The organism is Streptomyces gobitricini (assembly GCF_039532985.1).
GTDB classification, from domain to species: Bacteria; Actinomycetota; Actinomycetes; order Streptomycetales; family Streptomycetaceae; genus Streptomyces; species Streptomyces gobitricini.
In genome coordinates this window covers 146,640-166,902 of sequence record NZ_BAAASR010000016.1, presented here as the reverse complement: position 1 = coordinate 166,902, position 20,263 = coordinate 146,640, and the positions used below count along the sequence as shown (strand labels likewise).

The 20,263-nt window shown below is 73.0% G+C and carries 17 protein-coding genes; 11 read left to right on the top strand and 6 right to left on the bottom strand.

Annotated elements, in window-relative coordinates:
• Window positions 1-96: 96 nt before the first annotated feature.
• Window positions 97-903 (top strand): helix-turn-helix transcriptional regulator, encoded by an 807-nt coding sequence (locus tag ABD347_RS15065; protein WP_344361163.1) that lies wholly within the window; start codon window positions 97-99, stop codon window positions 901-903.
• A gap of 34 nt (window positions 904-937) precedes the next feature.
• On the opposite strand, the gene ABD347_RS15060 is transcribed toward ABD347_RS15065, so the two are convergent.
• From ABD347_RS15060 to ABD347_RS15040, 5 genes are all read right to left on the bottom strand, one after another.
• Window positions 938-1,138 carry a type II toxin-antitoxin system VapB family antitoxin gene (locus ABD347_RS15060; protein ID WP_344361162.1) on the bottom strand — a complete coding sequence of 67 codons (201 nt, stop codon included), beginning with the start codon at window positions 1,136-1,138 and terminating at the stop codon, window positions 938-940.
• Between the two features lie 122 nt (window positions 1,139-1,260).
• Complete coding sequence (locus ABD347_RS15055; protein WP_344361160.1) at window positions 1,261-2,901, bottom strand: penicillin-binding transpeptidase domain-containing protein; 1,641 nt, start codon at window positions 2,899-2,901, stop codon at window positions 1,261-1,263.
• A gap of 180 nt (window positions 2,902-3,081) precedes the next feature.
• Window positions 3,082-3,774: a hypothetical protein gene (locus ABD347_RS15050; RefSeq protein ID WP_344361157.1), complete on the bottom strand. Its 693-nt coding sequence runs from the start codon at window positions 3,772-3,774 to the stop codon at window positions 3,082-3,084.
• Window positions 3,775-3,810: 36 nt separating this feature from the next.
• Window positions 3,811-4,359, bottom strand: coding sequence for a hypothetical protein (locus ABD347_RS15045; protein WP_344361154.1), 549 nt, complete (start codon window positions 4,357-4,359; stop codon window positions 3,811-3,813).
• Between the two features lie 206 nt (window positions 4,360-4,565).
• Window positions 4,566-6,299, bottom strand: coding sequence for a dolichyl-phosphate-mannose--protein mannosyltransferase (locus ABD347_RS15040; protein ID WP_344361152.1), 1,734 nt, complete (start codon window positions 6,297-6,299; stop codon window positions 4,566-4,568).
• A gap of 72 nt (window positions 6,300-6,371) precedes the next feature.
• On the opposite strand from ABD347_RS15040, the gene rsmI reads away from it, so the two are divergent.
• From rsmI to ABD347_RS15005, 7 genes are all read left to right on the top strand, one after another.
• The gene (gene rsmI / locus ABD347_RS15035) at window positions 6,372-7,250 is read left to right on the top strand and encodes a 16S rRNA (cytidine(1402)-2'-O)-methyltransferase (RefSeq protein ID WP_344361315.1); all 879 of its coding nucleotides are present in this window, start codon (window positions 6,372-6,374) and stop codon (window positions 7,248-7,250) included.
• A gap of 128 nt (window positions 7,251-7,378) precedes the next feature.
• Window positions 7,379-7,798 carry a hypothetical protein gene (locus ABD347_RS15030; RefSeq protein ID WP_344361149.1) on the top strand — a complete coding sequence of 140 codons (420 nt, stop codon included), beginning with the start codon at window positions 7,379-7,381 and terminating at the stop codon, window positions 7,796-7,798.
• Between the two features lie 40 nt (window positions 7,799-7,838).
• A complete protein-coding gene (locus ABD347_RS15025; protein ID WP_344361147.1) occupies window positions 7,839-8,708 on the top strand; it encodes a TatD family hydrolase in 870 nt (289 codons plus the stop codon).
• Window positions 8,709-8,804: 96 nt separating this feature from the next.
• Window positions 8,805-10,208, top strand: a complete 1,404-nt coding sequence (locus tag ABD347_RS15020; RefSeq protein WP_344361145.1) for a resuscitation-promoting factor — start codon at window positions 8,805-8,807, stop codon at window positions 10,206-10,208.
• Complete coding sequence (gene rsmA, locus ABD347_RS15015; RefSeq protein ID WP_344361144.1) at window positions 10,205-11,068, top strand: 16S rRNA (adenine(1518)-N(6)/adenine(1519)-N(6))-dimethyltransferase RsmA; 864 nt, start codon at window positions 10,205-10,207, stop codon at window positions 11,066-11,068. The genes ABD347_RS15020 and rsmA overlap by 4 nt, the downstream gene beginning before the upstream one ends.
• Window positions 11,065-11,964, top strand: coding sequence for a 4-(cytidine 5'-diphospho)-2-C-methyl-D-erythritol kinase (locus tag ABD347_RS15010; RefSeq protein ID WP_344361143.1), 900 nt, complete (start codon window positions 11,065-11,067; stop codon window positions 11,962-11,964). Before rsmA ends, ABD347_RS15010 begins: the two co-directional genes overlap by 4 nt.
• 48 nt (window positions 11,965-12,012) lie before the next feature.
• On the top strand, window positions 12,013-13,299 hold the full coding sequence (locus ABD347_RS15005; RefSeq protein ID WP_344361141.1) for an acyltransferase family protein: 1,287 nt from the start codon (window positions 12,013-12,015) through the stop codon (window positions 13,297-13,299).
• A 112-nt stretch (window positions 13,300-13,411) separates the two neighbouring features.
• Here the strand turns inward: ABD347_RS15005 and ABD347_RS15000 are convergent, their stop codons facing one another.
• On the bottom strand, window positions 13,412-14,041 hold the full coding sequence (locus tag ABD347_RS15000; RefSeq protein WP_344361138.1) for a lipoprotein: 630 nt from the start codon (window positions 14,039-14,041) through the stop codon (window positions 13,412-13,414).
• A 108-nt stretch (window positions 14,042-14,149) separates the two neighbouring features.
• Between ABD347_RS15000 and ABD347_RS14995 the strand changes: the two genes are divergently transcribed.
• The 3 genes from ABD347_RS14995 to ABD347_RS14985 all read left to right on the top strand — a co-directional run bounded on the left by ABD347_RS14995 (window position 14,150) and on the right by ABD347_RS14985 (window position 20,221).
• Window positions 14,150-15,952 (top strand): ABC-F family ATP-binding cassette domain-containing protein, encoded by a 1,803-nt coding sequence (locus ABD347_RS14995; protein ID WP_344361136.1) that lies wholly within the window; start codon window positions 14,150-14,152, stop codon window positions 15,950-15,952.
• 245 nt (window positions 15,953-16,197) lie between these two features.
• The gene (locus tag ABD347_RS14990; RefSeq protein WP_344361133.1) at window positions 16,198-18,084 is read left to right on the top strand and encodes an outer membrane protein assembly factor BamB family protein; all 1,887 of its coding nucleotides are present in this window, start codon (window positions 16,198-16,200) and stop codon (window positions 18,082-18,084) included.
• A 364-nt stretch (window positions 18,085-18,448) separates the two neighbouring features.
• Complete coding sequence (locus ABD347_RS14985; protein ID WP_344361131.1) at window positions 18,449-20,221, top strand: outer membrane protein assembly factor BamB family protein; 1,773 nt, start codon at window positions 18,449-18,451, stop codon at window positions 20,219-20,221.
• Window positions 20,222-20,263: the final 42 nt, after the last annotated feature.

Here is a 20,263-nt window from a genome sequence, read left to right as displayed (position 1 = left end):
GGCTCGTCGGTCGGGTGGGGATCCGGCACGCCTACGATGACAGCGTGGCCGAAGCCGGTTCCATGGGGAGAACTGCGTATGGACTGCGGAGGGGCCGTGCCGTACTTGGGGAAGGACGACTACGAGCGGATGCTCGCTCTCGCCGTCGCCGTCCTGGAGAGCCGACAGCCCGAGACCGTCTGGCGGTTGATCGCCCAGGAGCTCCTGCGCACGCTCGACGGCTCCGTACTGCTCATGAAGGACGAGGAGTGGACACCGGCCGACGGGGCGGTCCGCGCCTGGCTCCGGGACGCCTCCGCGCCCGTCGAACCGGTGGGCCGGACAGCCGGGTTCGTCAGGTCCGGGTACCCGTTCGCCACCCACTACGGCTCCCGCACCGACCGGGAGCCGCGGACCGCGGCGCAGCTCGTGGGGGAGCGCGCCTGGCGGCACAGCGAGACGGCGAGCGCCCTGCGGGACTCGTTCGGCACCCGCCACATGCTCGGTCTCCCGTTCCCCGACCGCGACGGCGCCGTGCGCGGCTTCATCGTCCACCGCTCCGGAGCCGACTTCGACGCCCGGGACCTCCACTACGCCGCACGCGTCCAGCCGCTCCTGTCCGCCGCCGCGGCCCAGTGCCGGCTGCTGGCGCCCCGGCAGCCCGCCGGCGCCCCCGGGCCGGCGCCCGCCACCGGTGGCCTGACCCCCCGTGAGACGGCCGTCCTGCGGACCCTCGCGGAGGGGCTCCCCGCCACCGCCATGGCCCGCCGGCTCGGGGTCTCGGTACGGACGGTGCACAAGCACCTGCAGAACCTCTACCGCAAGCTCGGCACCGCCGACCGGCTCGGCACGGTCCTGCGCGCCCAGGAACTGGGCCTGCTCCCGCCCGCCCACCCGCCCGCGGCGGCCGGTACCCCACGATGACCGGCCCGCCCGCCGCGGCGCACGCCCCGGCGCGTCAGCCCTGCGGCTCCTGCGGCCGCGCGTCGGTCTCCCGCCGGGTCCGGTCCTTCAGTTCGGTGCGCGCCTCCGTGCGGTGGCCGCGGGCGATGTAGTCGCGCACGACCAGCTCGACGGCGTCCTGCGGCGAGCCGACCCCGGCCAGCACCATCACCTCCACCACCAGCTCGGCGTCGAGACTGATCTCCACCTTGGCCATGCGGCCCCCCTCGTCGTTTCGTACGCGCACCTCGGTTCACCGGACCCTAGCGGCTCGGGGACGGCCCCGGCCCCCGCTCGTCCCCGCACGCCGGCGGTGGCTGTACGGGCCACGCGAGCGCGTCACCGGGCCTTGAGCACCGAGGCGACGAGCGGGCCGGCCGCGTCCCCGCCGTGGCCGCCCGACTGGACGACCGCCGCGGCCGCCAGGTCGTCGGCGAAGCCGGCGAACCAGCTGTTGGAGTCGGCCTGCCCGCCGACCTCGGCGGAGCCGGTCTTGGCCCCCTTGTCGCCGCCGACCCCGGCCATCGCCGTGGCGCCCGTGCCGCTGGTCGCCGTGGCCCGCATCATCTCGCGCAACTGCTGGGCCGCGGAGCCGTGCAGGCCGCGCGCGGCGGTGGCGATCTCCCGGTCGTCCAGGTCGCGCGGCACGATGATCGGCTGCTTGAAGGAGCCGTGTTTCGCGGTCGCGGCGATGGACGCGACGTTGAGGGCGTTCATCTGGATGGTGCCCTGGCCGATGTACTGCGCCGCGGCGACGCCGCCGGCCTCCGCGGGCACCGAACCGTCCCAGGAGACGACGCCCGTCTGCCAGTTGAGGCCGATGCCGAAGACGTCGCGGGCCTCCCTGCCGAGCGCCGCGTCGTCGCCCACGTCGTCGATCAGCTTGATGAAGGCGGTGTTGCAGGACCGCTTGAAGCTCTCCTTGAAGGTGCTGCCGTCCGGGAGGGCGAAGTGGTCCAGGTTGTGGAAGGACCGGCTCTGGTACATGACGTCCTTGGGGCACTCCGCCGGACGGTCCGCGCTCACCAGGCCCTTCTCCAGCAGCATGGCCGCCGTCACGATCTTCATCGTGGATCCGGGCGCCTGCTTCCCCTCGAACGCCGCGTTGAACGCGTCCGTGCGGTTGTTGGCCACCGCCCGTATCTCGCCCGTGGACGGCTTGACGGCCACCACCGAGGACTCGGCGTACCGCTTCACCGCCCGCTCGGCGGCCGCCTGCACGTCCGCGTCCAGCGTCGTCCGCAGCTTGCCGGGCACGCCCTTGGCGATCGTCAGCAGGGTCCGGTCGGCCACGCCCTCGCCGGTGGAGTCGATCCAGGTCTCGATGCCGGGCTTCCCGCCCGCCCGGGAGCCGTACTTCTCTCGCAACTGGTCCAGGACGGGCTTCAGCGACGGGTACTTCTCCGGTGTCAGCTCCACGCCGTCGCGGTCGACCGCCTCGACCGGCGGGCTGGACGCCTCACCCGTGCGCAGTACCGACTGGGCGGTCAGCCCGGGGTGGATCACCGTCGGCGCCCAGTCCACCAGCGGCACGCCGCTGGTGACGCCCCGTACGACGGTGAGCTGCGAGGCGTACGTCAGGCGCTTGGACCGCCCGTCGTACGTCACCGTCGCGTCGACCGTGAACGGCACCTTCGGCCCCACCGGTCTGCCCGGCGTGATTACCGCCTTGGAGACGTGGGCCTCCTCGCGGAAGCCCGCGACGGCGGACGTCGCGGTGGCGGCGGCGTTGGTCAGGTCGCCGGCCGCCTCCGCGTCCCCCTTCGCCCAGGCGGCGAGGAAGTCCTTCGCCGTCCGCTCGATCTCCTCGGCGGTCACCGGCCCCGAACCGGCCTTCCGCGCGGCCACGGCCGATGTGGTGGTGGTCTCGCCCGCCCCGCCCGTGATGCCGTTGAAGACGTTGTACGCCCCGTACCCCACACCACCGGCCACGACGGTGAACACCCCGCCGACGATGGCGATCTTCGCTCCGCTGCGCATCGTGCAGTCCCCCTCCCCAGGAGCCCTTGAACATGTTCAAGCACGTAACTGGAGTCACCCTACGGGACGGTTCTGACGAGGCGGCGGACCGTTATCCGACCGGAACGTGCGGGGCCCCGGGCATCGGCGCGATGTCCGGGGCCCGCACGTCACCGCGGTTCACCGCGGTCCGTGGTGCGCTCAGCCGGCGACGCCGAGGGCGAAGACGTCATCGGCGCTGTTCAGCCGCGGCCGGCCCTCCTGAGCCGACTGCCCGGCCCTGGACGACTGGGCGCTCTTCACCGGCTCGGTCTTGACCGCCGCCCTGGTGCCCTCGGTCAGCTCCCGCGCGATCTCCGGGTCCCGAGGCGTCTCCAGGGCGCCGTCCTTGGCGCTGACCACGCACGCCGCCGTCGAGGCGCAGCTGTGGACCGGGCCGTCCGGGCCCTCGTACCAGGACGTGAGGTAGAAGACGTACTTCCCCTCGGGAAGGTCGTCGGTGATGTCGTTCAGGTCGTGCGCCGGGTCGCGGGTGAACTCCACGACCGCTTCGGTCACCCCCGGCTTGCTGGACTTCTCGACCGCGATGCGGACGTTCGAGGTGCGGTTGGCGGGCTTGCCCGGGTCGGTGTACTCCTTGCCCTCCTCGGCGCCCGTGATGGTGCCGAGGACGACCAGGTCGGAGCGGCCGGCGAGGTCGGGGACGCTCGTCGGCGGATTCGCCTCGGAGGCGGCGGCGCCGGCGTGCGCGCCCCAGAAGCCGCCGGAGGCGGCCGGGGTGTCCGGCGTCCCTTCGGCCCGGGGCGTGCCGGAGGAGCACGCCGCCGTGCTCAGCAGGACGGCAAGGGTGGCGGCGCCGGCGGCGGCCGGCGCGAGGCGCATACGTGTCTTCATCGGTTGCTCACTCTCCTCTGCTCTCTCGGTCCCTGTTCAGTAACGGCCGTTGATGTGGTTCTTGTCATGCTTGGCGTAGTAGTTGTGGTCGGGATTGCCGCGCATGCAGGAACGATTCGCCGAGGAGTAGCTGCTGTTCTTGCCGCTGGCGTGGCCCAGGCCGACGCTGTGCCCGATCTCGTGGCACGACAGCGACTTGTAGTTCGAGTGCGGAACCTTGTGGTTGAACACGATGGTGAACTGGTCGCACTTGCTGCCGCTCGCCCTCTTCACGCACGTGGTCCACGCGTACCAGTTCTTCTGGTCCCCGGTGGGGTTCCACGTGGCGTACGTCCACACGTCGACCTGCTTGTTGTACGTGCGGTTCACGCTGGTCGTCATGTCCGTCGGCGCCAGCGAGTTCTTGCGCGCCCAGTCCATGCCCGAGCGCTGCTTCTTCGACAGGTCGTCGTCGAAGAAGAAGCTGTGCGCCTTGTTGTCGGCGAACGTCGGCCCGAAGGAATTGGCCGAGGCCGGCTGCGTGACGAGTATCAGCGAACCGACAGCGGCGCCGAGCGCCGCGAGCACACGTGTGCTCCGTCTCATGTGTTTCCCCGTATCCCCGTAGGTGCTCATGTCCCGGGGGAAACGGCGAACCTGCACCACCGCACACGCCACGGACGGCACCCGCGCCACGTGTGAACACGCAACCGCGCATGCCGTTCCAGACCCGCTCCCCCCGGCTGCCGATCAGCCTACACAGGCCAACTGACAACGGCGGGAGGGCCGTGGGCCGGGCAGGCCCCCTCCACCTACACCCAGGTGTCCAGCCACATCCGGTCGCGCCATTCCTCCATCGGGATCGACTCGCCGGTGTACAGGGGCCAGAAGTAGATGAAGTTCCAGATGATGAGCAGCACCAGCACTCCCACGCCCACCGCGCCGATCGTCCGGCGCCGTTCGGCCGCCTCGCCGGTGCCCGGGGGCCCCAGCATGGCGCCGATCATCATCGCCACCGCGAGGCAGAGGAACGGCACGAACACCACCGCGTAGAACACGAAGATCGTGCGCTCCTGGTAGTGGAACCACGGCACCCACCCGGCCGCGACGGCGCACGCGATCGCGCCCGCGCGCCAGTCGCGGCGGAAGAACCAGCGCCACAGGACGTAGAGGATCGCGAAGCACGCCGCCCACCACAGCAGGGGTGTGCCGATGGCCAGCACCTCGCGCGCGCACTTCTCCGTGGCGTTCACCGGGCAGCCGTCCCGGCCGGGCTCCGGGTCCTCGTAGAAGTACGACACGGGCCGGCCCAGCACGATCCAGCTCCACGGGTTCGACTCGTACGTGTGCCCCGACGTCAGGTTGACGTGGAAGCCGTAGACCTCGGACTCGTAGTGCCACAGGCTGCGCCACCAGTCGGGGAACAGCCACGACCACGCGCTGTCCTTGCCCTCGCTGGTGGCCCAGTTCCGGAAGTACCCCTTGTCGGTGAGGATCCAGCCCGACCACGACACGATGTACGTGACGATCGCCACCGGGACCGTCGAGACGAACGCCGGCAGCAGGTCCCGCCGCAGCACGCTCTCGTAGGGCCGGTGGGCACCGGCCGTGCGGCGGGCGCCCACGTCCCACAGGACCGTCATCACGCCGAACGCGGCGAGGACGTACAGGCCGTTCCACTTCGTGGCCGCCGCCAGGCCCAGCGACAGACCGGCCGCGACGCGCCACGGCCGCCACCCCAGGCGCAGCGTCTCCGCGATCCCGGCGTCCGGCCGCAGCAGCCCGTCCGCGTCCACCGGCAGCGCCTCCGCCAGCCGCCGCCGGGACCGGTCACGGTCGATGAGCAGGCACCCGAACGCCGCCAGGACGAAGAACATCAGCACCTGGTCGAGCAGCGCCGTGCGGCTCATCACGAAGTGCAGACCGTCCACGGCCAGCAGCGCGCCCGCCAGGCAGCCCAGGAACGTCGAGCGGAACAGCCGCCGCCCGATCCGGCACAGCATCAGCACCGACAGCGTGCCCAGCACCGCCACCATGAAGCGCCAGCCGAACGGCGTGAAGCCGAAGAGCTGCTCGCCCAGGCCGATGACCCACTTGCCGACCGGAGGGTGCACCACATAGCCCGGGTCCGTCGGGACGGCGACCGCGCCCGGGTTCTTCAGGATCGACGCGTCGACGTCCTTCGGCCACGCCCCCTCGTACCCCTGGTTGACCAGCGCCCAGGCGTCCTTGGCGTAGTACGTCTCGTCGAATATCACCGCATGGGGCCGGCCCAGGTTCCAGAACCGCAGCAGCCCCGCGACGAGCGCCACCAGCAGCGGCCCGCCCCAGGCCGCCAGCCGCCACAGCCGCTCGGCCACCGCGGGCGGTGCGCCGAGCACCGTCCACACCCGGTCCGAGGGGCGGGCGTACGGAGGCACCAACCGCTCGCGCACGCCCGTAACGGGCCGCGGTACGTAGCCGAATCGGCGCAGGCGCTGCTGCCACGGGGGCGGCTGTTCCCCGGCGTCCCGCCCGCGCAGGGCCTCATGAGCAGTACTGGTCACCGCGCCATCGTAGGGAACGCGCCTGTGCGAGTCGCCCGTCCGGGCTGCGAGGATGGCTCCGTGACAGGAACGGTGACCGGAACGCTCGTACTCGCAGGAACCCCGATCGGGGACGTCGCGGACGCCCCGCCGCGCCTCGCCGCCGAGCTGGAAACGGCCGACATCGTCGCCGCGGAGGACACCCGGCGGCTGCGCCGGCTGACCCAGGCGCTCGGCGTCCACACCACCGGCCGGGTCGTGTCGTACTTCGAGGGCAACGAGTCCGCCCGTACGCCCGAACTGGTCGAGGCCCTCGCGGGCGGCGCGCGTGTCCTGCTGGTCACCGACGCGGGCATGCCGTCCGTCTCCGACCCCGGCTACCGGCTGGTCGCCGCCGCCGTCGAGCGGGACATCAAGGTCACCGCCGTACCGGGCCCGTCGGCCGTCCTGACCGCGCTGGCGTTGTCCGGGCTGCCCGTCGACCGGTTCTGCTTCGAGGGCTTCCTGCCCCGCAAGGCGGGGGAGCGGCTGTCCCGGCTCCGGGAGGTGGCCGGGGAGCGGCGCACCCTCGTCTACTTCGAGGCCCCGCACCGGCTCGACGACACGCTCGCCGCGATGGCCGAGGTGTTCGGCGAGGAGCGCCGGGCCGCGGTCTGCCGGGAGCTGACCAAGACGTACGAGGAGGTCAGGCGCGGCGGCGTCGGCGAGCTGGCGGCCTGGGCGGCCGAAGGCGTACGCGGTGAGATCACGATCGTCGTCGAGGGTGCCCCCGAGACCGGTCCCGCCGATCTGGACGCGGCCGAGCTGGTGCGCCGGGTACGGGTGCGCGAGGAGGCGGGGGAGCGCCGCAAGGAAGCCATCGCGGCGGTCGCAGCCGACGCGGGCCTGCCCAAGCGGGAGGTGTTCGACGCCGTGGTGGCGGCGAAGAACGCGTCCGCCGAAGGCTCCGCGGCGGGTAAAGGTCTATCGTGAAAGGCAAAGACCAGACCGTGCGGCAGGCCTTTCGGCATGGTAAGCCCCAAAACCGGTCCAACATTCGGCAGGTGCCTGCGCACTCCCGCCCGTAGAGGCGTCCACTGGTGCAGTGGAGAGGAGCTGGCATGAGCGAGACGACAAGCACCCCGGTAGGCCATGAGGCCTATGCCTTCGCCTGTATGAACTGCGGGTACGGCTGGGAGCAGGCGTACGACATCGAGCACCACACCGACATCAGCGGTCATGAGTTCGTCGTGTACAAGGCGGGGGGCCGCCGGGTGCCGTCGCCGCTGTCCGACCCCACCTGCCTCAACTGCGGACGGCACGTCGTCCGGATCATGCGGGCCGGTCAGGTCTCCTCGGTGCTGGAACTGCTCGCCCAGCACCAGGCCGAGCCCACCAAGGGTTCCGTCGGGTCGGCCGGACCGACCCTCGGGCAGGAACAGGCGCAGGCGCGGGCGGAGGAACCGGCCACCGAGGCCCCGGCCAGGGAACCGCACCACTGGCACCTGTCCGACCTGCTGCACGCCTTCCACCGCAAGTAGCCCCACGGAGGGGCGGCCGGGGCTTCCGTACGATCGGGGCATGAGCTCCAAGGACGTCCCGCCGCCGCTGCCCGAACCCCTCGGGGTGCCCGTCGCCGATTCCCACACCCACCTGGACATGCAGTCCGGCTCCGTCGAGGAGGCCCTCGCCAAGGCCGCCGCCGCCGGTGTCGACACGGTGGTCCAGGTGGGCTGCGACCTCAAGGGCTCCCGCTGGGCCGCGGAGACCGCCGCCGCGTTCCCCCAGGTCCACGCGGCCGTCGCCCTGCACCCCAACGAGGCGCCGCGGATCGTGCTGGGCGACCCCGACGGGTGGTCGCGGCAGGGCGCCCGGGAGGCGGGCGGTGACGCGGCGCTCGACGACGCGCTCGCCGAGATCGACCGGCTCGCCGCCCTGCCGGAGGTCAAGGCGGTCGGCGAGACCGGGCTCGACCACTTCCGCACCGGCCCGGAGGGCATGGCCGCCCAGGAGCGGTCCTTCCGCGCCCACATCGAGATCGCCAAGCGGCACGGCAAGGCGCTCGTCATCCACGACCGCGAGGCGCACGACGACGTCCTGCGCATCCTCGCCGAGGAGGGCGCCCCCGAGCGGACGGTGTTCCACTGCTACTCCGGCGACGCCGACATGGCACGGACCTGCGCGGAGGCCGGGTACTTCATGTCCTTCGCCGGGAACGTCACCTTCAAGAACGCCCAGCCGCTGCGCGACGCGCTCGCCGTCGCGCCGCTGGACCTCGTGCTCGTCGAGACGGACGCCCCGTTCCTGACGCCCGTGCCGTACCGCGGACGGCCCAACGCCCCGTATCTCGTTCCGATCACGGTCCGGGCGATGGCCCGGGTGCGGGGGATCGACGAGGAGGCCATGTCCACCGCGATCGCCGTCAACACCGCGCGAGCCTTTGATTACTGACCGATAACGCACACGGGCCACTCAGCGTAGCGGTGCGACGCTGCGTAGTCGAGCCGCTTTGGAGAGTCACCGACCCTCCGCTAGGGTCCCGGCCTCGTGAGCAACTCCCAGGGCAGTCACCGCGCCGCCACCCGGGCCGGCCGCCACGCCTCCGGGGCGCCCGCACCCGCCCCGGTCGCCGAGGCGGGGTACGGGGAGTGGGACGTACCGCTGCCGAGCCCCGCGCCCCCGCCCGGCCCCGCGCCGGTCGCCGTGTACCGGGCGCTGCCCCGCCAGGGGGCGGGCCCCGAGGCCGGCCCCGCCGCCCGCGTCGACCCCGAGGCGCCCACCCTCACGGCGGTGCCCGCCGGGGGCCGCGCCGAGGCCCGCCGTGCCGCACGCCGCCGCAGGGCGGCCGGGTCCGGCGGCCCCGAAGGGCTGCGGCGGCTCGTCCCGCAGGCGCTGGTCGTGGCGTTCCTCGCCGGCGGCACCAGCGCGTTCGTCGCCGACGACAAGGCGGTGCGGCTCAGCGTCGACGGCGTACCGCGCACCTTGCACACCTTCGCCGACGACGTCTCCGAACTCCTCGCCGACGAGGGCCTGGCCGTCGGCGAGCACGACCTCGTCGTCCCCGGCCCCCACCAGGCTCTCGCCAGCGGCGACGAGGTCGCCCTGCGTTACGGCCGCCCCGTCACGCTCACCCTCGACGGGCAGCGCCGCCGCGTCTGGACCACCGCCCGGACCGTCGGCGAGGCCCTGCGCGCCCTCGGGGTCCGCGCCGAGGGCGCCTACATGTCCGTGTCCCGTTCCGCCGCCATCTCGCGGGAGGGCCTCACCCTCGACGTACGCACCGAACGCACCGTGACGTTCATGGCCGACGGCCGGGAGCGCACCATCCGCACCAACGCCGCCACCGTCCGCGAGGCGCTGGACCAGGCGGGGATCACCCTCAGCGGCCGCGACACCACCTCCGTACCGTTCGGCAGCTTCCCGCGCGACGGCCAGACGATCACCATCATGCGGATCACCGACACCAAGGAGGTCCGGGAGGAGCCCGTCCCCTACGGCGTCGAGCGGGTCGAGGACCCGTCCCTGTACAAGGGCACCGAGGTCGTCGAACGGCAGGGACGGCAGGGCTCGCGCCGGGTGACGTACTCCCTGCGCACGGTCAACGGCGTCCAGCAGAGGCCCCGGAAGATCGCCGACGAGCTCGTGCGGGAGCCGGTCGACCGGCGGGTGCTGGTCGGCACCAAGCCCAGGCCCGCATCCGTCGACGGCGCCGACCACCTCGACTGGAACGCGCTCGCCCAGTGCGAGTCCGGGGGCCGGCCCGACGCCGTGGACGCCTCCGGCACCTACGGCGGGCTGTACCAGTTCGACCCCGGCACCTGGCGCTCCCTCGGCGGCAGCGGCGTCGCCCAGGACGCCCCCGCCGCCGAACAGACATACCGGGCGAAGAAGCTCTACGTGCAGCGGGGGGCGAGCCCGTGGCCGCACTGCGGCCGTAGGCTGTATCGGTGAGCACCACTGAGCCCGACGCCCTCCTCGGCCCCGCCGACATCCGTGAACTGGCCGCCGCGCTGGGCGTACGCCCCACCAAGCAGCGCGGCCAGAACTTCGTCATCGACGCCAACACCGTCCGGCGCATCGTCCGCACGGCGGAGGTCCGTCCCGATGACGTCGTGGTGGAGGTCGGGCCCGGGCTCGGGTCGCTGACCCTGGCGCTGCTGGAGGCCGCGGACCGGGTGACCGCCGTCGAGATCGACGACGTCCTGGCGGGCGCCCTGCCCGCCACGATCGCCGCCCGCATGCCGGCGAGGAAGGACCGTTTCGCCCTCGTCCACTCCGACGCCATGCACGTCGAGGAGCTGCCCGGCCCGCCGCCGACCGCGCTCGTCGCGAACCTCCCGTACAACGTCGCCGTGCCCGTGCTGCTGCACATGCTGGACCGCTTCCCGACCATCGAGCGGACCCTCGTCATGGTCCAGGCGGAGGTCGCCGACCGGCTCGCGGCGCGGCCCGGCAACAAGGTGTACGGCGTGCCGTCGGTGAAGGCCAACTGGTACGCGGAGGTCAAGCGGGCCGGCGCCATCGGCCGCAACGTCTTCTGGCCCGCCCCCAACGTCGACTCGGGACTCGTCTCCCTGGTGCGCCGCTCGGAGCCGCTGAGGACCACGGCCACCAAGAAGGACGTCTTCGCGGTCGTCGACGCCGCCTTCGCCCAGCGCCGCAAGACGCTGCGCGCCGCGCTGGCCGGCTGGGCCGGCTCCCCGGCCGCCGCCGAGGCCGCGCTGGTCGCCGCCGGGATCTCCCCGCAGGCGCGGGGCGAGTCCCTCACCGTGGAAGAGTTCGCCCGTATCGCGGAGGCCAAGTCAGCGTGAGCATCACCGTACGAGTCCCGGCGAAGGTCAACGTCCAGCTGGCGGTCGGCGCCGCCCGCCCGGACGGATTCCACGACCTGGCCAACGTCTTCCTCGCCGTCTCGCTGTACGACGAGGTGACGGCGACCCCCGCGGACGAGCTGCGGATCACCTGCTCGGGCCCCGACGCCGGCCAAGTGCCCCTGGACACCACGAACCTGGCGGCCCGCGCCGCCCTCGCCCTGGCCGCCCGGCACGGCATCTCCCCGGACGTCCACCTCCACATCGCCAAGGACATCCCCGTCGCCGGCGGCATGGCGGGCGGCAGCGCCGACGGCGCCGGCGCGCTCCTCGCCTGCGACGCCCTGTGGGGCACCCGGGCGTCCCGGGACGAACTGCTGGCCATCTGCGCCGAGCTCGGCAGCGACGTGCCGTTCAGCCTCGTCGGCGGGGCGGCACTGGGCACCGGGCGCGGTGAGCGCCTGACGCCGCTGGAGGTGGGCGGCACCTTCCACTGGGTGTTCGCGGTCGCCGACGGCGGGCTGTCGACGCCCGCGGTGTACGGGGAGTTCGACCGGCTCGTGGCCGGTGCGGACGTCCCCGCCCCCGCCGCCTCGGCCGCGCTGCTGGACGCGCTGCGAACCGGCGACACCGCGCTGCTGGCGGGCGCCCTCGTCAACGACCTCCAGCCCGCCGCCCTCTCCCTGCGGCCCTCACTCGCCGACACCCTCGCGGCGGGCACCGCCGCGGGCGCCCTGGCGGGCCTGGTCTCCGGATCGGGCCCGACCACCGCGTTCCTGGTCAAGGACGAGGACGCGGCCCGCACGGTCGCCGACGCCCTGCTCGCCTCCGGCACCTGCCGCACCGCCCGGGTGGCGACCTCCCCGGCGCCGGGAGCTACTCAGATCCGCACCTGAGTACGAGAGCACTGACGCCGGTGCGGCCCCGTCCGGGACCGTACCGGCATGGCAATCAGCGTCTCGGAGCTCGCCGCCCGCACCCCCGACACCCGCGACCGGTACATCGACCTGCTGCGGGTCGTGTCACTCGCGACCGTGGTGCTCGGCCACTGGCTGATGGCCGCCGTCACCGCCGACGGCTCCGTCGGCAACCTGCTGGCCGTCGTCCCCGCACTGCAACCGCTCACCTGGGCGCTTCAGATCATGCCGGTGTTCTTCTTCGTGGGCGGGTTCTCGCACGCCCTGTCGTACCGGTCCCGCCCCGGCTACGCCACGTTCCTGCGGGCCCGGCTGGAGCGCCTGCTCCGCCCGACGATGGTGTTCATCGGCGTGTGGACCGCCGCCGCGCTCGCCGTCCAGCTCGCCGGCGGGGACGGTGGCCTGACGGGCGTCGCGCTGCGCCTGGTCGCGCAACCGCTGTGGTTCATCGGCATCTACCTGGCGATGGTGGCCTTCACCCCGCCGCTGCTGCGGCTGCACGAGCGGTACGGGTGGGGCGCCTTCGCCGCGCTGGTGGCGGGCGCGGCGGCGGTGGACGCGCTGCGGTTCGCGGCCGGGGTGCCGTACGTCGAGTTCCTGAACTTCGCCTTCGTGTGGCTGGCCGTGCACCAGCTGGGCTTCCTGCGGGCGGACGGCCGGATCCGGCTGCCCGCCGCCCTGGCGGTGTCCGGCCTGGTGGGGGCCGTCGCCCTGGTGGCGCTCGGCCCGTACCCGCTGTCCATGGTCGGGATGCCGGGCGAGAAGGTCTCCAACATGGCGCCGCCCACCTTCGCGCTGCTCTGCCACGCCCTGTGGCTGGTCGGCGCGGTGGAGCTGCTGCGGGGCCCCGGCGCCCGGCTGGCGCGGCGCCCGGCCGTGTGGCGGGCCGTCGTCGCGGCGAACGGCGTCGCCATGACGGCGTTCCTGTGGCACCTGACGGCCATGCTCGCTGTGTACGGCGCGATGCTCGCGCTGGACGTGCCCCTCCCGGCGCCGGCCTCGGGCGCGTGGTGGGCGCAGGTGCCGGTGCGGCTGGCGGTGGCGGCGGCGGTGACGGGCGTGCTGGTCGCCGCGTTCCGCGCCTTCGAGCGGCCCGGCTCCCGCCCGGCCGCCGCACCGGGCTCGTCGCCCATGGCGGCGCTCGGCATCACGCTGTGCCTGTTCGGAGTCCTGGGCCTGTCGATGGTGGGCTTCGGCGGCCTGTTGGAGGGGCGCGCGGCCCTCCTGATCGCCGTCCCCGTCAGCGCCCCGGTGGCGGTCGGCATGGCGCTGGTGGGCTGGCTCCTGGTGGAGCGGGCGAGCCGCACGTCCTGACCGGCAGGCACCGGCACCGGCGGGTACGGGGACCGGCGGGCACGGGCACGGGAACCGGCAGGCACCGGCGGCTGCCGGCGGCGGCTCCCGGGCGGGCGGCCCGTGGCAGGGGTCAGTCCGTGAGCGCGGCCGTCCGCTTGGCCAGCTCGTACGCCGGGAGCATCGCCCCGTGCTCCTCGGCGTCCAGCCCGCCCAGATGCACCACGACCGCGCCGCGCGGCGTGGCGACGGCGAAGGCCCGCTCCGGCTTGGGCCCGTCGGTGAACTCGCCGCTGACCGTGAGGGTCACCTCGGTGGCCGGCAGGGCGCCCGCCTTCGTCTCCCGGTACCGGATCTTCGTGGCGTCCTTCTCGGCGCCGACGAACCCCTCCAGGACCTCGCGCGGCGTCGCCCCGGCGGCGTCGCCCGTCCAGACGCGGATGAAGCCGATGTTCCCGGCCGGTTTGGCGTCGATCTCACAGGCGAGGGTGACGGGGCCCTGGTCGAGCGTCCCGAACTCGGACGTCACCGCCTCCGCGGTCCACCTCGGCGCCGTCTCGAACGTCACGGGCAGCGGGCACGGCGTCCCCCTGCCGCCGAGCGCGACGCCCTTCACCGGCTCGGGACCGGCCTGCGTCGCCGCGGTCGCCCCGGCAGGCCCGGCGGAGGGCGCCGCCTCGGGCGTCTTCGACGCGCAGCCCGTCAGCACCATCCCGGCCGCCACCGCCGTGGTGACGCCGCGCCGCATCCCGTACCGCCCCATGACCATCCCGCCCCCGAGCCTGACCGTTCGATCGAACGCCGCACGCTACCCCACCCCCCACGGCGACTACCCTGGTAGGTCGACCCCGTCCACCTGCACAGGAGTGAAATGGCCGTCAATCTGGTCAATGTCGAGGCAGTCAGCAAGGTGTACGGCACCCGTGCCCTGCTCGACGGTGTCTCCCTCGGCGTCTCCGAGGGGGACCGGATCGGTGTCGTCGGCCGCAACGGAGACGGCAAGACCACCCTCATCCGGATGATCGCCAAGCTGGAGGAGGCCGACACCGGGCGGGTCACGCACAGCGGCGGCCTGCGCACCGGCGTACTCACGCAGCACGACTCGCTCGACCCGGCCGCCACGGTGCGGCACGAGGTCATCGGGGACCTCGCCGACCACGAGTGGGCCGGCAGCGCCAAGATCCGCGACGTGCTGACCGGGCTGTTCGGAGGGCTCGACCTGCCGGGCTTCCCGCAGGGACTCGACACCGTCATCGGGCCGCTGTCCGGTGGCGAGCGCCGCCGTATCGCGCTCGCGAAGCTGCTGATCGCCGAGCAGGACCTGATCGTCCTCGACGAGCCGACGAACCACCTCGACGTGGAGGGCATCGCCTGGCTGGCCCGCCACCTCCAGGAACGGCGCTCCGCGCTCGTCTGCGTCACGCACGACCGCTGGTTCCTCGACCAGGTCTGCACCCGGATGTGGGACGTCCAGCGCGGCACGGTCCACGAGTACGAGGGCGGCTACTCCGACTACGTCTTCGCGCGGGCCGAGCGTGAGCGCATCGCCGCCACGGAGGAGGTCAAGCGGCAGAACCTGATGCGCAAGGAGCTGGCGTGGCTGCGGCGCGGTGCCCCCGCCCGTACCTCCAAGCCGCGTTACCGCATCGAGGCGGCCAACGAGCTGATCGCCGACGTACCGCCGCCGCGCGACACGAGCGAGCTGATGAAGTTCGCCAACGCCCGGCTCGGCAGGACCGTCTTCGACCTGGAGGACGTGACCGTCACCGCCGGACCGAAGGTGCTGCTCAAGCACCTCACCTGGCAGCTCGGCCCCGGCGACCGCATCGGCCTGGTCGGCGTCAACGGCGCCGGGAAGACCTCGCTGCTGCGGGCCCTCGCCGACGCGGCCACCACACGGGGCGAGGAACAGCCGGCCGGCGGGCGGATCGTCGTCGGCAAGACGGTGCGCCTCGCCTACCTGTCGCAGGACGTCGCGGAACTGCCGGCGACGCTCCGGGTGCTGGAGGCGGTCCAGCAGGTGCGCGACCGCGTCGACCTCGGCAAGGGCCGGGAGATGACGGCGGGGCAGCTGTGCGAGCAGTTCGGTTTCACCAAGGAGAAGCAGTGGACGCCGGTCGGCGACCTGTCCGGCGGTGAGCGCCGCCGGCTGCAGCTGCTGCGGCTGCTGATGGACGAGCCGAACGTCCTCTTCCTCGACGAGCCGACCAACGACCTCGACATCGAGACGCTCACGCAGCTGGAGGACCTCCTCGACGGCTGGCCCGGCTCGATGGTCGTCATCTCCCACGACCGGTTCTTCATCGAGCGGACGACGGACAGGACGTTCGCGCTGCTCGGCGACGCCACGCTGCGGATGCTGCCGCGCGGCATCGACGAGTACCTGGAGCGACGCCGGCGGATGATCGAGACGGCCGCCCCCGCGCCGGCCGCCGCCTCCGCGCCCGCCAAGGAGAAGTCGGCGGGCGACGCCCGTGCCGCGAAGAAGGAGCTGCAGAAGATCGAGCGGCAGCTCGACAAGGTCTCCGAGAAGGAGGCCAAGCTTCACTCCCAAATCGCCGATAACGCCACGGACTTCGAGAAGGTGGCCAAACTGGACGCGGAGCTGCGGGAACTGGCGTCACAGCGCGAGGACTTGGAGATGCGGTGGCTGGAACTCGCCGAGGACGCATAGCGCCGGCGCCCGCGTAGAGAAGGCGTGGAGAGCGGATAACGAGGGCGTCACGGGCCGGTCCTCCCTTGGGAACAGGGGCGGACCGGCCCCTTTCGTGTCGGTGCCGAGTGATAGAAAGAAGCCCCGCTCGACTCACGCAACACTGCGGAATCCATGTCCGATTCGCTCCTTTCCGGCGGTACGTGCGCGCCGGAATCGCGGGGGAGGCCGGTCGGGCAGCGGGCCGCACGAAGGGGGAAGCGCTGATGACTCAGCCGCCCAGCCAGCAACCGCCGCAGGGGGGCTTCGGGTCTCCGCAGGACCCGCACCAGCAGCCTCCCCAGGCCCCGGAGCCGCCCGCCGCGGCGCCCGGCCACGGGACACCGCCGGACGCGGCCCCGCAGCCGCCCGCCGGTTCGCCGCCGGCGGCGCCCCAGACGCCCCCCGGCCCGCCGCCGGCCACCGCACCGGGCTACGGCCACCCCCAGCCCCCTCCGGGCCCGCCCGGTTACGGCTACCCGCAGACCCCTCCGGGCCAGCCCGGTTACGGCTACCCGCAGGCTCCCGGGCAGCAGCCCGGCCCGTACGCGGCGCAGCCCGGCCCCTACGGCCAGCCGGGTCCCTACGGCCAGCCGGGTCCCTACGGCGGCTACCCGGCCCAGCCGCAGTACCCCGGGGCGCCCACCCCGCCCCCGGCCGGCTCGCGCGGCCCCTTCAAGGGCAAGCCGGCCGCCATCATCGGCGCGGCCGTCGCCGCCCTGCTCGTCATCGGCGGAGGCACGTACCTGGCCCTCGCGAACGACGGCAGCGACCCCAAGAAGCCCGAGGCCAAGGGCTCCAACGCCGCGCCGGCCCCGACCGGATCGGGCGACGTCGACCAGGGCGACGGCAGCGGTGGCGGCCGGGAGGCCGACGACGACCTGAACGCCGGCCGCAAGGACGGCGAGGCCAGGGTCGAGTGGCTGGTCAAGAACGACGTCGACCTGCCGCGCAACGGCGCGCACGTGTACGGCCCGTGGGTCGTCGGCGACACCGTCGTCAAGGCCATGTACAAGAGCGTCGTGGGCTATTCGGCGGCCGACGGCAAGAAGAAGTGGGAGGTGCCGTTCACCACCGAGGTGTGCACAGCGCCCGTCGCACCCGCCTCCGACGGCACGATCGTCATCGGCCTCAACGACAAAGCCGGCGACAAGGCCGACTGCGTCGTCCTCCAGCAGATCGACCTGAAGACCGGCAAGGCGGGGTGGAAGAAGCCCGTCCCGCAGGGGACCGGCTTCAACGCGCTGTCCGACATGACGCTGGCCATCAGCGGCACCACCGTGACGGCCGCGGGCACCGGCAACTCCCACGGATTCTCCCTCGCCGACGGCAAGCAGCTGTTCGGCACGCCGAACGCCGACTGCAAGCCGTTCGCCTACGCGGGCGGGCCGAAGCTGATCGCCGCCGCCCAGTGCCGTACCGGTGACTACAAGAAGACACAGCACGAGGTCAGCGAGGTCGACCCGGCGACCGGCAAGCCGAAGTGGACGTACCGGCTGCCGGTCAACTGGGAGGTCACCAAGGTCTTCTCGGTGAGCCCGCTGGTCATCTCCATCGAAGAGCCCGACAAGAAGACGTGGAGCGTCGTCGCGCTGACGAACGCGGGCAAGCTCCGCTCGACGCTCGACGGCGGCAAGGACAAGTTCAACCCCAAGTGCGGCGGATCCTTCGTCGTCTTCGGCGAGAACCTCCAGGGCTGCATCGGTGTCGCCGCCGACGCGAACACCTTCTACATGTCGACCGAGCCCACCCAGCTCACCAACGGCACCAATGACGTGGTGGCGTTCGACCTGAACACCGGCAAGTCCAAGTGGCGCGCCCCCGCCGGACCGCAGCGGACGATGACCCCGCTGCGCATGGAGGGCGCCGACGTCCTGCTGTACATGGAGGGCTCCTGGGACCGCGGCGGCGGCGTCGCGACCCTCGCCCCGACCGGCGGCGCCCCCAAGACGCTGCTCCAGCACCCGGCGTCGACGGCCCAGATCGAGCGCGACTTCTACTCGCCCCGGTACGCGTACGCCGACGGACGCTTCTTCATCGCCAGCGGCCGCGTCAGCGCCCGTAACGACACCGAGGAGAAGGAGACGAAGACGATGATGGCCTTCGGCAAGTGAGCACAGGGCCGGTTCGACGAGCCGGCCGATCCAGCCGTCGTACGGCCCGGCCGGGCCGTACGACACCCTCGACCCGCACGGGGGCGGGTAGCGACCGCCGCCGCCCCCGGCCCGCCGTAGCGGGGCCGGCCCCCCGCCCGCCGCCGTGGCCGCCCCGGTCGTCCTCGGCGGCCGGGTCCGGTGGTACGCCACTTCCGGCGACGACCAGGCGGCCGGCGCCCACGGCCGGCGCCCCATACGGCTTCCGGCACGCGACCCGCAGGCGACCGGCAGGCGACCGGCCCCCGGGCCCGGTGCGCCCGCGACGGTCGCGCACCCGGTGCCAAGGCCGACCGACACCCTTCTCTCCAGAGGTACTCAGCCCATGACGCAGCCACCGCCGCCGCCGAACCAGCCCCCCTCGGGCGGCTTCGGCGCCCCGCAGGACCCTCCCCCCGGCTTCGGCGCCCCGCCGCCGCAGGGCCCGGGCCCCGCCTACGGATACCCGCAGAACCCGCAGAACCCGCAGCCGCCCCAGGCGCCTCCGCCCCACACGCCTCCGACCACGCAGCCGCCCGGCTACGGCTACCCGCAGGCGCCCGGCCAGTACCCGCCGCCCCAGCCACCCGGCCCCGGCTACCAGCAGCCCGGGTACGGGTACCCCACGGCGCCGGTGCAGCAGCCGGTGCCGCCGCAGGGAGGCGGGGGCGGGAAGCTGTCCGCGCAGATGCGGATCATCATCGCCGCGGCCGTCGCCGTGGTCCTGATCGTCGCCGCCGGCATCTGGTACGCGGGGTCCAAGGACGACCCCGCGAACGACGCCAAGGGGCCCACGGGCACCAGTGAGAGCGGCGGCGAGGCAGCCGGCGGCAACGCCCCGGACGGCGGCGGCAAGGAGAAGGCACCCGCCAACACCCGGGCGAAGGTGGCGTTCCAGCTTCCGCTGCCCAAGGTCGACGACCTCACGAACGTCACCGGCTCCTGGGTCACGGACAAGGCGTACGTGAAGACCGGCGTCGAGTCGGTGGTCGGCTACGACATCGCCAAGGGGACGCCCCTGTGGACCACCCCGCTGCCCGGCCAGGTCTGCGCGGCCTCGCGGCACGTCAAGGACAACAGGACCGCCGTCGTCTTCGAGGCCGCCAAGCGCGTGCCGCCGAAGAACTTCCAGCCCTGCACCGAGGTCGGCGTCATCGACCTGACCACCGGCAAGCTGCTGTGGCGCACGTCCGTCACGTCCGACTCCGGTGACGAGAAGGCCGCGTTCGACGAGGTGACCATCGGCGCCACCACCGTCGCCGCCGGCGGACTGGACGGTGGCGCGGCCTGGGACCTGGCCACCGGCAAGGAGCTGTGGAAGCCGCAGACCAACGCCGAGGAGTGCGAGGACCGCGGCTACGGCGGCGGCGAGGGCCTGGTCGCCGCCCGGCGCTGTGGCCGGATCGACAACGGGTACCTGCTCATCCAGAACCTCGACCCGAAGACCGGCGCGCCCCTGTCGTCGTACAAGATGCCGGCCGGCGTCGAGGACGCGGGCATCGTCTCCACCAAGCCGCTGGTGGTCGCCGCCGACGTCGGCGACACCGCCGGTGACGGCTCCAGCATCTCGGACTTCTTCTCCATCGACGAGAAGACCGGCAAGCTCAAGGTGAAGATCGCGGCGGACGCCGAGCGGTACGCGGCCGAGTGCGACTCGTCCGGCGTGGAGGTCTGCCACCGGGTGGTCGTCGGCAACAACCGGCTCTACCTGCCCACCGAGGACCACGAGGGCGGCGGCGAGTACGGCAACACCAACGAGATCGTCTCCTTCGACCTCACCACCGGCAAGCCCACGTCCGACAAGGCCGAGGCGGGCGACCGGTACTCGATGTTCCCACTGAGGATGGACGGCGGTGACATCATCGCCTTCAAGCAGCCGCCGTACGACAAGGGCGGGCAGGTCGTGAGCATCGACGGCGCGACGTTCAAGCAGACCGTCCTGCTGGAGAACCCCTCCGACCGGTCGGTGCGGGACGCGGAGCAGTCCTTCGTGCTGGACTCCGCGGAGATCATCTACACCGACGGCAGGCTGTTCATCGCGGACCACCTGTTCGACGCGCCGCGCGACACGTCCACCGACAGGAAGGCGTACCTGGCCATCTCCTTCACCACGCGCTGAGCCGTACCCACCGGTCGGACCGACGGCCCGGCACATCGGAGC